Source organism: Roseateles asaccharophilus, from assembly GCF_031458115.1.
Lineage (GTDB): Bacteria > Pseudomonadota > Gammaproteobacteria > Burkholderiales > Burkholderiaceae_C > Pelomonas > Pelomonas asaccharophilus_A.
The window spans coordinates 237,954-250,113 of the sequence record NZ_JAVDXV010000007.1 but is presented as its reverse complement, the minus strand read 5'-3'; the positions used below and the strand labels follow the sequence as shown (position 1 = coordinate 250,113).

The window sequence follows — 12,160 nt, the reverse complement described above, 5'->3', positions numbered from 1 at the left end:
CTCACATCGAGAGCAGCTTGCCGCTGCGGTAAGGCCGCGCGCCGGCAATCTTGGCCAGTCGCATACCGCGTGTGGCGTAGCGGCGCGCGGTGCGCGCGAAGCAGCGGCCGGTGACGGTGGCGTGCAGCGCGGTGATCTCATCGGTGAGCGGGTCGATGATCTCGGCGACCAGCTCGCCGGCCTCCACCCAGTCGCCCGGCGCCTTGGCGAAGACGACGATGCCGGCCACCGGTGCGGTCACGGGCTCGACGCCCTCCAGCGGCGTGGCGGCACAGGCCGGTGCGGCCGCCGGGGCGCTGCCGTCGACATGGCCCAGGTGCTGCAGAAAGGCCAGCAGCGCATCGGCGTCGTGTTCGGCGAGGTCGTAGCCGACGTCGGTCTCGCCGCGCAACTCCACGGTGGCGGCCAGGCAGCCCAGCGGGTCGATGGGGAAACGTTCGCCGAAGTGCGCGGCCAGCTCCCACCAGACGCGTCCCACCGATTCGTCAAACGGCTCGTCGCCCGAGACCTCGCTGGTCAGCAGCGCCTGCGCACCCAGATAGGCGGCCAGCGGCGCGAAGGCGTCGGTCTGCGCCGTGCCGGCGTAGAGGTGCATGACGGCCTGGTTGTCGCAGTGCAGGTCCAGCACCAGCTCGGCATCGTGGGCCAGCATCTGCAGCAGCCGCTTCAGCGCCTCGGTCTCGGTGGTGGGTTGCCATGCCGCCAGCAGCTCGTGGCTGCAGTGGCGGATGGCACGGGCGTTGTGCGCCGCGTCGGGGCCCAGCCGGCCGTCCAGGCGCTGGATCAGTGTGGGGGTCAGGTGGCGGAACTGGCGATTGAAATTGACGCCGGTGCCCAGGTCGAAGCGGCCCAGCGCCGAACCCTGCAGGTCTTGCGCGAGGCCGATGGGGTTGGCCATGGGCACGAGCACGATCTCGCCAGGGATGGCGCCCACGGCGTCGAGCTTGGCCAGGCGTTCGATCAGGGCTTGTGCCACCAGCAGCGGCGGCACCTCGTCGGCATGCAACGCCGCCTGCAGATAGGCCTTGCGGCCGGATTCGCCGCGGCCGAAATGCAGACTGCGCAGGCGTCGCGTGGTGCCGGCGCTGGCGGCCGGCAGGTCGTGGAATTGAGTTCGCATGAGGTCAGGGCAGCGGCGTGACGAGGGGCGTGGCCACGCGCACGGGCGTGACGTCCAGGCGGGCCTTCAGCACGGTGTAGTCCTCGCCGCCGAGCGCGCCGCTGAACCAGCCGACCAGGCCGGGGCCCTTGTAGAGGCGGAACTCGAAGCCGACGTCGGGTGCGGTATCGCCGGCGCGCGGATGCACGCGGTGCGCCAGGCCGCGCACCTCGGGGGCGGCGCTGTCCAGCAGTTGGGCCATGGCGGTCACGATGGTGCCGTCGCCCAGCATGTCGAGGAAGTAGCTGTCGCCCTGCAGATAGGGCTTGTAGTCGCTGGCGGCGGGGTCGATGCGGGCTTCGCGCAGCTTGTGCGGCGCGGGCGTGGTCACGCCGTTGGCCAGGTCGTGGCGGTCGCCGCGGTCCAGGTAGCTGAGCTGCGCACCGCGCAGGTTGAAGGCGGGCTGGCGGGCATCGGACATGGCGGCGCTCAGGTCCACCAGCAGCGCGCCGCGCGCACCTATGACCTCCACCGCGCTGCCCTTGATGACGGCGGCGCTGTTCTCCTCGATGCCCAGCCCCAGCGTGTAGCCGAACGCGCGCATGGCCGGCAGCATGCGGCCGATGCGGCCGCGCTTCAGGAAGTGCTGGTCGATGAAGAGGTCGGGGCCCACGAAGCCCAGGCCGCGGTCGTATTCCTTGCCCTGGCGCCACTGGCCCTTGAGGATCTGCAGGTTGTCCTGCGCGTCGCGGAACATCATGCGGCTCATGATGGCGGCGCCCGCGCTGGTGCCGGCCACGACGCCGCCGCCGGCGTGCACAGCGCGTATGGCCTTCAGCATCGCGGTGGGCTCGCCGCCGGGCTGCAGCGTGTCGACGATGAGCTCCTGCGCGCCGCCGGAGAAGAACACGCCGCGCGAGGCGGCGACCTTGGCGATCAGTGCGGGGTCGCGCAGATTGGTCTGCAGATCGATGTTCTTCAGCCGCGGTGCGACGGGAATGGCTTCGGCGCGTGCGCCGCGCTGGTTCAGTGCCGCGACGATGTTGGCCGCGCTGCGCTCGGGGTTGGCCGCGGCGGTGGCGAACACGGCGATGCGCGCGCCCGCGCCGCCGGCCTCGTCGACGATGCGCTGCCAGACGGCGTCGTTGTCAAAGCGCAGCGCGCCGCCGATGACGATGGACGTGCCCTGGGCCGCTGCTGCGGTGGACATTGCCAGCAGCACGCCGGCCATGAAGGTGGAGAGAAGTCTTCGCATGAAGCCATCTTGTCAGCGCACTTCGCGGCGGGGCAGCGGGTTGCACCTCGTTGGGGCCGGGCACGCAATTCCATGTCGCATCTGAGCAAGACGCCGGTGCCGCCGTGGTGCGGCGGCCATGCGCGATTGCCGTGAAGCGACGCGCACTTGCGTGCAAGCGACCTGCGCGACCAAACCCCATAGGCAATACATGAGGCCCCTCCCTAGAGTGAATTGCAAGGCAGTCGTCCGACCGTCATCCACCCCGAGGCCTTCATGACCAGAACCCGCACCCACACCCTCAGCACGCTCGCGCAAGCCGCGCTGTTGACCACCGCAGCCATTTCCGTCGCCCACGCCCAGGAGCAGAAGCTCGAACGCGTGGAGATCACCGGCTCCAGCATCAAGCGCATCGACGGCGAGGCCGCGCTGCCGGTGGACGTCATCAAGCGCCAGGACATCGACAAGGCCGGCGTGACGACCGCGGCCGAGCTGCTGCAGAAGATCACGTCCAACGTCGGCGGCCTGACCGATGGCGCCAGCATCAGCGACCAGTCCGGCGCACAGCGCGGCTTCAACGGCGCCAACCTGCGTGGCCTGGGCGTGTCCAGCACGCTGGTGCTGCTGAACGGCCGCCGTCTGGCCAACTTCGCAAGCCCTGGTGACAACGCGGGCGTGGACCTAAACAACATCCCCGCGGGCGCGATCCAGCGCGTGGAGGTGCTGAAGGATGGTGCCTCGGCGATCTACGGCACCGATGCGATGGGCGGCGTCATCAACTTCATCACGCGCAAGGACTACCAGGGCGCCGACCTGAGCGTCTATGCGCTCCGCACCGAGGAGGGCGGCGCCGGCAAGACGACGTTCAGCGCGTCCGGTGGCTGGGGCGACCTGGCCAAGGACCGCTTCAACGTGTTTGCCGCGGTGGACGTGCAGAAGCTGGACGCGCTGGACGCCCGCCAGCGCCAGTTCATCCAGGAATACAACCTGCCGGGCCGCCTGCCGTCGCAGACGTCCAGCAACAGCTTCCCGGCCAACGTGGACCTCACCGCGGCGCAGCTGACCGCGCTGAACAACTTCGTGCTGGCCAACCCCGGTACGGCGATCAAGGGCTCCAACGCCAACGGCACCTGGAACCCCGGCGGCGTGAACTCGGGCTCGCGCCGCGTGAACTTCGGCAAGGCGTCGTGCACCGGCGGGCTGAACCCGAACTCGGTGCAGGCGCTGGGCCTGGGTGGCCGCGAAGGCTGCTCCTACGACTATGTCGCCGGCTCGGAGATCTACCCGGCATCCGACAAGGCCAGCGTGATCGGCCGCGCGACCTTCCAGGCGGCCGAGGACCACCAGGTCTTCATCGAGGCGCTGTTCGCCAAGACCGACACCGACTACTCCGCGTCGCCGGCCACGGCGCGCTTCCGCACGGCCTCCGGCATCACGCTGCCGACATCGCTGCAGGCCGTCACGGGCGTCACCGGTGCGGTGGACTTCCGCTTCCGCCTGGAAGACGCGGGCAAGCGCATCAGCCGCGTCGAGAGCGAGGCGACCCGTGTGGTGGCCGGCGCCACGGGCCGCTTCGGCGACTGGGAGTACGACACGGCCCTGAACCACAGCGTCAACAAGGCGTCCGACCTCAATCTGGATGGCTGGGTGTCGCTGAGCAAGCTGGAGGCCGGCATCAAGGCGGGCCAGTACAACCCGTTCCAGCGTGCCAGCGACGCCAGCGCCGGCCGTGCGTTCATGAACTCCATCCGCATCGACGGTGCCGCGCGCGTCGCCGAAGGCAGCAGCACCAGCGTCGACGGCAAGCTGACTCGCGCACTGGCCACGCTGGGCGGCGGCGACCTGATGCTGGCCGTGGGCGCGGAAGTGCGCCGCGAAAAGCTGAAGTTCGGCGCCACCGCGGCACTGAAGAGCAACGACGTCAACAACGACCGCTCCAGCTCCGGCCCGCTGCTGGCCGACACCAACCACGAGCGCGACGTGATGGGCGCATTCGCCGAGTTGAGCGCGCCGTTCACCAAGCAGTGGGAAGGCCAGCTCGCGATCCGCCATGATCGCTACGACGGCATCTACGACGAGGCCACCAAGACCACGTCGCCCAAGCTCAACACCACCAACCCCAAGCTGGGCCTGAGCTTCCGCCCCGACCGCACGCTGCTGGCGCGCGCGTCTTACGGCACGGGCTTCCGCGCGCCAACGGTGTCGGAGCTGTTCCGCCCGCTGCGCTCCGGCATCACCGCCAGCTTCGTCAAGGACCCGGTGTCCGGCGAGGTGGCGCAGATGGCGGTGGATCGCTACTCCAACGCCAACCTCAAGCCCGAGAAGTCCAAGCAGTTCAACGTCGGCGTGGTGTTCGAGCCGTCGCGCAACTGGAACGGCAGCGTCGACTACTGGGCAATCCGCAAGACCGACATCATTTCCGAGATCGGCGAGGAAACCATCTTCACCAACCCGGTCTACTACAACGACCCGGCCATCGTGAAGCGCTTCTCCGACGGCTTCGTCGAGTTCGTCACCGTGAAGAAGGAGAACCGCGGCAAGCTGAACACGGCGGGCGTGGATCTGTCGCTGACCTGGCGCGGCGAGCCGACGGCCTATGGCCGCTTTGGCGCCAGCCTGGGCGGCACGTTGGTGACCGAGTACAAGTTCAACACCGACCCGCGCTCCGGCATGGTCGACGGCCTGGGCAAGTTCCGCGACGACAAGGCCGTGCAACGCTGGCGCCACAAGCTGACGGTGGACTGGGACATCGGTGCGTTCGGCCTGACGGTGACGAACAACTACATGGCCGGCTACCGCGACCAGAACACGCCCGGCCTGGCGGCGCCCGAATGGAACGATCGCGACGTGAAGGCGTATTCGCTGTGGGACCTGGCTGCCAGCTACCGCTTCACGCCCGCGCTGCGCCTGCGCGCCGGCATCCTGAACGTGGCCGACACGGCGCCGCCGTTCACCAACCAGTCGCGCTACTTTCAGGTCACTTGGGACCCGACCTACGGCGACCCGCGCGGCCGCAGCTTCTATGTGAACGCGCAGTACAAGTTCTGACGCCCGCTTCGCTATGAAGGCGCTGTCCGCTCCGGTGGGCAGCGCCTTTTCTAGTCGCGCTGCATCGGTGAACGCTGGGCGAGTGCGGCCTGCAGCTGGGCCAGCAGCGCCGGCTCCAGCGTCTTGCGGGCGAACAGCTGTGCGACACGATGGCCCACGACGATCTCTGGCCCCAGCTGCGCGCGGTTCATGCCCAGCAGCGGCAGTTGGTGACGCAGCACGTCGCGCGTCTGGCAGACGCCGTCCAGCCGGCCAAGTTCGAGCATGCGTAGAGCCTTGTCGAAGCCGTTGATCTCGGTCCAGCGCAGGTGCAGCTCGGGTCGTTCGGCAAGATCGAGGCAACCGCCCCGGGCACGTCCCAGCGACGCGCCCTGCAGGCTCTCGAGCTTGCCCGACGGCCAGCCGGTGCGCGTCACTACGACGGAATCGACGCGCGGCACCGGGCCCAGGGGCAGGGCGGCCTGCCATAGCGTGTCGGTCGCGAAGCTGATGGTCAGGTCGGCCTCACGCTGCTCCAGCGTTGGCGCAATGCGGGCGAAGGGCCGGAGCTGGAACTCGGCCTGCAAGCCCAGCGGGCCCAGAAAGCCGCGCAGCCAGTCCACGTACAGGCCTTGCGGCTTGCCGTCGATCTGGCTGGCATAGGGGGCAATGTCGAACAACACCACCCGCAGTGGCCGCGTGTCGGCCAGCGCCGGGCATGCGCAGACCGACAGCAGGGCAGCGAGGATCAGGCGGCGCATGCGGGGATGCTAGCGCCGCCCGGTGCTCAGTAGATGTCGACCTTGACCTTGTCGACGGTGTACTTGCCGCCGCTGTAGTAGCCCTTGCTGCTGGCATCGCGCGTGAAGCGAAGCCGGATGACCGGCGCGCCACCGGGGTAGGCGGGGCCGCTGCTGTAGACGGGCACGGGAGCCGTGCCGATGTTGACCGTGGGCGCCTGGTCGACCACGCGGGTCAGCGACTTGGAGGTCTCCAGCGCCGCGAAGATGTCGGCCGAGTTGTAGGCGCTGCCGTAGTAGTAGGCCGTGCCGATCGCGCTCTTGGTGCTGGTGACGACCTTGCTGGCGTAGTTGTACTTGTCGCCCGGCGTCAGCAGGCTCACGCGCAGGCCGTTGACCTTGTAGAAGGTGCCCGCCTGCACGCTGGCGTTGGCCGTGTCGACGACGAGCAGCCGGTTGGCGCCGTAGACCGTGGCGGTCTGCGCCGACGTGTCCACGACGACGCCGGTGTTCTCGTCGACGCCAAAGCCCTGCGCCACCGACAGGTCGCGCAGCGCCGCGGCCAGGCGGCCCAGGCGACCGGAGCGGCTGTCGAAATGCGTGTCGCTGAGGATGCCGGCGGGCAGGAAGCCCAGGCCCTTCATCGTGGCGCCGTTCTCCAGGTAGCGCAGCGCGGCCAGGCCGTCGCGCGTGTCGCCCAGCGTCTGCCAGCCGGTGACCGGCGTGTCGGGCAGGTCGGCGCCGTAGTACAGATAGCCGTAGCTGACGCCGCCCGCATGCATCTGCACGTTCAGCGCATGGTTGCCGGCCGAGTCGCCCGCGATGACGATGCTGCCGTTGCCGTTGCTCCAACGGGCGCGCAGCGCGGCGGCCAAACCGGAGTCGGCGCCGCTGTCGGTCAGCAGCGTGCGGATGACCTTGGCCTGGTCGCCGCCGACGATCCAGACCGCGTCGGCCTGGTTGATGAGGGCGATGTTGGCCTGGCCCTGCGTGGTGCTGGCGCTGCTGTGGACGCTGTAGTTGTCGACGTGGGCGGTGATGTGCTTGGGGCTGAAGCCGTGAGTCTGGAAGAGGTTGTAGTAGCCCCGCTTCAGCGGTGACGAGCCGCTGGCCGGGATGTCGTTGTTGAAGGCGTCCAGCCCCGTCGCGTAGTTCTCCTTGGAGGCCGTGATGACGGCGATGCGCGGGCACAGCGTCGTGGTCCAGTTGGTGCCGCAGTTGCTGATGCTGTTGATGTTGGGCGTGAAATTGGGATCGCGGCCCGTGGCCTTGCGCAGGCCGTTGACGAAGAGGTCGGTGTTTGCGTCCTCGTAGGCGCCACCCGACAGGAACAGCTTGCCGGCCGTGGCGGGCGCCAACGCGGCGCTGGACAGCAGGCACGTCAACACGGCCTTCATGAAGATGCTTCTCATGCGGTCTCCGAACGGAGCGGGTGGCGCCGGTATGGCTGGCCTCAAACCCTGGGCGCACGGTATTGACGGGGGCGGCGGCGCGGTAGGGGCCGACTTGCCTTGGCGCGACGCAAACTTGCGTCGCTGTGCCACCTGCGGGAATGTCCTGTCGGGGTTGCTCCGGACTGCTCCATTGACGAACTGACAAACAAACTTCGTATGTGCTTGGCGCCGACTCGGCGAAGGATCGGCAGAACTCAACACAGCTATTGATAGCTTTGCAAGATGAGCAAACGGCTGGCGTTGCGGCTGTTAGCGTCCGCCTGACCATGTTGTTGGATTAGGTCACATTCGCGCGCGAGAATTGAGGCCAATGGAGCAATCGAGGGCCATGACTGCAAAGGTACCGGCTTCAGGCAAAGTCCTCAAAGACCTTGCGGAACTGCTCCAGGCAGTGCGGAAGTCTCTGCCTTCTGCCAAGCCCTGGCAGCGACAATTACGTGCTTACCTGAGCGAGTCCGACCGATGGGCGCAGGTGTTGCACATGGCTGTGGCATTGGAGCGCGACCCGGTGCAGGTTGCCGAGGCCGCGGCAATGCTCAGGATGCAATTGCGTGCAGCAAACAACTACGTGGCGATGGGGCGTGCTGATATGGGCACGAAGGCAGCGGTGCTGCTTGCATTTGAGCTGGGGAACAAGGCGGCCGATTTGCTAGCCGGCTGAGCTTGTGCCCCAAATCGGCGGCAATGACGTGCTGGCCGATCAGAGCAGGCGAAAGCTGCTACTTTCCTGGGCACGTTGTCTGCAGCCGTTATGTGACAACGGCTTAGCGTGTGTCGCCAGTGGTTATCAACAGAGTTGCCCACGGTTCTGGCGAACAAGCAAGTCCGCTGTTCAGCCCACCACTCCGATCTAGTCTGAGTCGAGTATCTTGGTCCGCCAGCTCCATCCGGCGTACTTGTCGCCTGACTGTCTGATGTGGGTGTACCTCTTCAGCGAACTCCAGGACTTATGGCCAGATACCTGGGCGACTTGGGGGATGTTCCAACCCAGCTCGAACAACCGGCTTATGCCGTCATGTCGGAGGTCGTGGAAATGCAAATCTTCGATGCCGAGGAAATCACAGGCCTTACGAAATGAGGTGCTGATCGATTCAGCGTTGTAGGGCCAGATAGATCCTTTGGTTTCTGGCTGCAACTGAATCAGCCGAAGGGCCTCGGGTGTGAGAGTTGTGCGGACGTCGTTTCCAATCTTCTCGCCTGGGTTCTTCATGTCCCTGACGATCACCTCTTTGTGATCGGCATCGAGGTCTGCGCCAGCGATTCGGGTGATCTCTTCCTGTCGTCTGGTCGAGAAGATGGCGAAGAGGATGATGTGGTTCATGGGGACGATCGCACGGCCGCGCTTTTGCATGGCTTCGTAGTGCGCCATGATCTTGTCGAGCTCGGCGAGGGTGGGGCGTCGGTTGCGTTCCTTCGATCTAGAGATCAGGCCCAGCTTCTTCATCACGATCTTGGCATCGCTCATTGCCTGGGGATCCAGCGGGTAGCCCCAGGCCGGTCTGGTCACCACGAATACCGAAGACAGGTGGGCCACGTAGTTGCCCCTGGTTTGGGGCGTAGCGTCGAGCTCATCCCGGACCCACTCGACCAGCTCCTTGCTTCCGATCTGCGAGCCCCGAAGCCCTCCCAGCCGGGACTCCTGAATGGTCTTCAGAACTTGGGTCTTTGTCTTGCCGTGTTCCTTGAGCTTCTCCGTGTTGTACTGGGTGATGATCTCGGACAGCAATGGATCCTTGATCTCCGGCTTGGGATCTAGAGCGCCGGGTTGAGCAAGTTCAGCCTCTCGCTTCTTCATCCAGGCCCTGGCCGCCGCGTCCCGTTCGAAGGTCTCTGCCTCGCTGTGGACGACTCTCCCGCCTCGTTTGATGCGGATCTGAGCGGTGTAGCCGACAGAGCCATCGGCGCGCTTGCGTGGGACAATCGTGCCCATAGTTCGGTGCTACAGAGAGTTCTTGTAGCACCGAATGTAGCACCGGGGTCGAAAAAACGATCCAAAACGGACCGAAACGATGCCGAATCAGACACAGGGAAGAGACCCTGTTTTCATAGAGAAAACGAGTTCTCATGGCGGGTGGCGTTTGAGCGTAGCCCCGATGATGGATTGGACCGACAGCCATTGCCGCTACCTGCACCGCCTCATCACGCGCCACACGCTGCTGTACACCGAGATGGTGACCACCGGCGCGTTGCTGCATGGCGACCAGCCGCGACATCTGGACTTCAACGACCAGGAGCATCCGGTCGCGCTGCAACTGGGGGGCAGCGAGCCCACCGACCTGGCGGCCTGCGCGAAGCTGGCCGAGCGCTGGGGCTATGACGAGGTCAACCTGAACTGCGGCTGCCCCAGCCCGCGCGTGCAGAAGGGCGCGTTCGGTGCCTGTCTGATGGCCGAGCCGCAACTGGTGGCCGACTGCGTGAAGGCCATGCGCGACGCGACGATGCTGCCGGTCACGGTCAAGCACCGCATCGGCATCGACAAGATCGAGAGCTACGAGTTCGTGCGCGACTTTGTCGGCACCGTGGCCGCGGCCGGCTGCGAGGTCTTCGTCGTGCACGCCCGCAACGCGTGGCTGCAAGGCCTGTCGCCCAAGGAGAACCGTGAGATTCCGCCGCTGCGCTATGAGTTGGTCGCTCAGCTCAAGCGCGAGTTCCCGCAGCTGACCATCGCGATCAACGGCGGGCTGAAGACGTCCGACGAGATCGCCGAGCAGCTGCAGGTCGTCGACGGCGTCATGATCGGCCGCGAGGCCTATCACGAGCCCTGGAGCATGGCGCAGTGGGACTCGCGCTTCTTCGGCGCCGCCGACCCCGCCAACAGCCGCGAGCAGGTCGAGGAGGCCTGGCTGGACTATCTGGACCGTCTGCATGCCGCCGGCCGCTCGTGGCCGCATGCGATGCGCCATGCGCTGGGCCTGTGGAACGGCACGCCGGGCGCTCGCCGCTGGCGCCAGGTGTGGAGCGACCATCGGCTGAAGACGCTGCCGCCACGCGAAGTCGCCGCTCAGGCCACGGCCGCGCGCTTGTCGGGCCTCGCGGTCGCCGCCTGAGCATGACGACCGGCCGCAGCGCCGGTATCCGCGAGCATGGCGGCATGCGTGTCCTGCTGCTCACACTCAGCCTGTTGTGCGGCGCGGCCCAGGCCCAGCAGACGCTGGCGCCCGGCGTCGTGCTGCTGTCCGGCGGCTTCGAATCCGGCCGCCAGCCCGATGGCAACAGCGTGCTGCTGAAGGGCGAGGGTGATGGCTGGTTGCTGATCGACAGCGGCCGCCATCGCGCCCACACCGAGGCGGCGCTGGCAGCGGCCGGCGGCCAGGTGACGGCGGCGCTGAACACGCACTGGCATCTGGACCACCTGGGCGGCAACGCGTGGCTGCGCGAGCGGTTGCCCGGCCTGCAGGTCTGGGCCTCGCCGGCCGTGGGCCAGGCCTTGGCCAACGGCGGTTGGCTGGACCGCTACCGCCAGCAGCTGGTGGCGGGCATCCCCACCGCACCACCCGCGCAGGCCGCTGTCATGCAGGTGGACCTGGACCTGCTGAATCGTGCCGACGCGTTGAACCCCGATCGCGAGATCCGCGCCGCATCGTCGCTCGCGATCGTCGGTCGCCGGCTGCGCGTGGGCGTCGAGAGCGCCGTCAGTGGCGGTGACCTCTGGGTGCTGGACGAGGCCAGCGGCACGCTGGCCGCGGGCGACCTCGTCACGCTGCCCGTGCCCTTTCTGGACACCGCCTGCCCGCCGGCCTGGCGCGAGGCCTTGCGGCGCCTGTCGGCCCAGCCGTTCACGCGGTTGGTGCCAGGCCACGGCCCGGTGATGAGCCGCGCGGACTTCGAGCGCTGGCGTGGCGGTTTCGACGCGCTGCTGGACTGCGCCGACCAGGGCCTGCATCCCGCCGCCTGCGCGGCGGCCTGGCGCTCGCACGCCCGGCCCTGGCTGGACGATGCAGGCGATGCCCGCGTCAACGGCATGGTTGGCTACTATTTCAAGACCCTGCTGCAAGCCCCGCCCGAGCAACGTGAGCGCTTTTGTCGACGACCCTGATATCGGCCCTGTGATCCCGCCCGACGAGCCGCTCTGGAGCCACAGCTTCGACACGTCGCTGGGTCGCTGCGGCATCGTCTGGAGCGAGCACGGCGTCGTCGCCTCGCTGCTGCCCGACGCCAGTCTGGCGCGCCTGGCCAGGCGGCATCCGACGGCGAAGCCGGTCACCGAACTGCCGTCCCACATCGCCCATGCGGTGGACGGCATCCGGGCGCTGCTGGCCGGCGAGGCGCGCGACCTCGGCGACATCCAGCTCGACGAGCGCGGCATTCCCGAGTTCCGCCGCCAGGTGCATGCGCTGACACGCGCCATCCCGCCCGGCCAGACGCGTACCTATGGTGAGATCGCCGCGGCACTGGGCCAGCCCGGCGCCGCGCGTGCGGTGGGCCGGGCCGAGGGCGACAACCCCTTCCCGCCCATCGTGCCCTGCCACCGCGTGATGGGCGCGGGCGGTGAGCCCACCGGCTTCTCGGCGCCCGGCGGCGTCGAGACCAAGCGGCGCATGCTGCTCATCGAGGCCCGTGCCGTGGGGCAGTTGGCCGGCGACCAGCAGCCTCTTTTCTGACGGCC

10 protein-coding genes are annotated in these 12,160 nt (G+C 67.6%); 5 read left to right on the top strand and 5 right to left on the bottom strand.

All coding sequences use genetic code 11. The features are described 5' to 3' along the window. Window position 1: 1 nt before the first annotated feature. Together J2X21_RS18270 and J2X21_RS18265 are read right to left on the bottom strand one after the other, a co-directional pair. Window positions 2-1,120, bottom strand: a complete 1,119-nt coding sequence (locus J2X21_RS18270) for a M14 family metallopeptidase (RefSeq protein ID WP_310330995.1) — start codon at window positions 1,118-1,120, stop codon at window positions 2-4. A gap of 4 nt (window positions 1,121-1,124) precedes the next feature. Further along, window positions 1,125-2,354 (bottom strand): cyanophycinase, encoded by a 1,230-nt coding sequence (locus J2X21_RS18265; protein WP_310330994.1) that lies wholly within the window; start codon window positions 2,352-2,354, stop codon window positions 1,125-1,127. A 255-nt stretch (window positions 2,355-2,609) separates the two neighbouring features. Here J2X21_RS18265 and J2X21_RS18260 point away from each other — a divergent pair, with 255 nt between their 5' ends. After that, entirely contained in the window at window positions 2,610-5,381 is a 2,772-nt protein-coding gene (locus tag J2X21_RS18260; protein WP_310330993.1) for a TonB-dependent receptor, read from the top strand. Window positions 5,382-5,431: 50 nt separating this feature from the next. Here the strand turns inward: J2X21_RS18260 and J2X21_RS18255 are convergent, their stop codons facing one another. Continuing rightward, entirely contained in the window at window positions 5,432-6,121 is a 690-nt protein-coding gene (locus J2X21_RS18255) for a substrate-binding periplasmic protein (protein WP_310330992.1), read from the bottom strand. 26 nt (window positions 6,122-6,147) lie between these two features. Continuing rightward, a complete protein-coding gene (locus tag J2X21_RS18250) occupies window positions 6,148-7,512 on the bottom strand; it encodes a cyanophycinase (RefSeq protein ID WP_310330991.1) in 1,365 nt (454 codons plus the stop codon). Between the two features lie 370 nt (window positions 7,513-7,882). Between J2X21_RS18250 and J2X21_RS18245 the strand changes: the two genes are divergently transcribed. After that, entirely contained in the window at window positions 7,883-8,215 is a 333-nt protein-coding gene (locus J2X21_RS18245) for a hypothetical protein (protein WP_310330989.1), read from the top strand. Between the two features lie 189 nt (window positions 8,216-8,404). Here the strand turns inward: J2X21_RS18245 and J2X21_RS18240 are convergent, their stop codons facing one another. Further along, window positions 8,405-9,484, bottom strand: a complete 1,080-nt coding sequence (locus J2X21_RS18240; protein ID WP_310330987.1) for a site-specific integrase — start codon at window positions 9,482-9,484, stop codon at window positions 8,405-8,407. 163 nt (window positions 9,485-9,647) lie between these two features. Between J2X21_RS18240 and dusA the strand changes: the two genes are divergently transcribed. Genes dusA through J2X21_RS18225 form a run of 3 tightly spaced genes read left to right on the top strand, consistent with a single transcriptional unit; the run spans window position 9,648 to window position 12,155 of the window. Continuing rightward, the gene (gene dusA / locus J2X21_RS18235) at window positions 9,648-10,601 is read left to right on the top strand and encodes a tRNA dihydrouridine(20/20a) synthase DusA (RefSeq protein WP_404667369.1); all 954 of its coding nucleotides are present in this window, start codon (window positions 9,648-9,650) and stop codon (window positions 10,599-10,601) included. Window positions 10,602-10,603: 2 nt separating this feature from the next. Beyond that, window positions 10,604-11,590, top strand: a complete 987-nt coding sequence (locus J2X21_RS18230) for an MBL fold metallo-hydrolase (RefSeq protein WP_310330985.1) — start codon at window positions 10,604-10,606, stop codon at window positions 11,588-11,590. 10 nt (window positions 11,591-11,600) lie between these two features. Beyond that, window positions 11,601-12,155, top strand: a complete 555-nt coding sequence (locus tag J2X21_RS18225; RefSeq protein WP_310330984.1) for a methylated-DNA--[protein]-cysteine S-methyltransferase — start codon at window positions 11,601-11,603, stop codon at window positions 12,153-12,155. The last annotated feature ends 5 nt before the right edge of the window (window positions 12,156-12,160 follow it).

Bases quoted from the DNA above. Each gene is read 5' to 3' on its own strand.
- J2X21_RS18250 (WP_310330991.1), bottom strand. From the start codon at position 7,512: ATGAGAAGCATCTTCATGAAGGCCGTGTTGACGTGCCTGCTGTCCAGC.
- J2X21_RS18260 (WP_310330993.1), top strand. From the start codon at position 2,610: ATGACCAGAACCCGCACCCACACCCTCAGCACGCTCGCGCAAGCCGCG.
- dusA (WP_404667369.1), top strand. From the start codon at position 9,648: ATGATGGATTGGACCGACAGCCATTGCCGCTACCTGCACCGCCTCATC.
- J2X21_RS18230 (WP_310330985.1), top strand. From the start codon at position 10,604: ATGACGACCGGCCGCAGCGCCGGTATCCGCGAGCATGGCGGCATGCGT.
- J2X21_RS18265 (WP_310330994.1), bottom strand. From the start codon at position 2,354: ATGCGAAGACTTCTCTCCACCTTCATGGCCGGCGTGCTGCTGGCAATG.
- J2X21_RS18245 (WP_310330989.1), top strand. From the start codon at position 7,883: ATGACTGCAAAGGTACCGGCTTCAGGCAAAGTCCTCAAAGACCTTGCG.
- J2X21_RS18240 (WP_310330987.1), bottom strand. From the start codon at position 9,484: ATGGGCACGATTGTCCCACGCAAGCGCGCCGATGGCTCTGTCGGCTAC.
- J2X21_RS18255 (WP_310330992.1), bottom strand. From the start codon at position 6,121: ATGCGCCGCCTGATCCTCGCTGCCCTGCTGTCGGTCTGCGCATGCCCG.
- J2X21_RS18270 (WP_310330995.1), bottom strand. From the start codon at position 1,120: ATGCGAACTCAATTCCACGACCTGCCGGCCGCCAGCGCCGGCACCACG.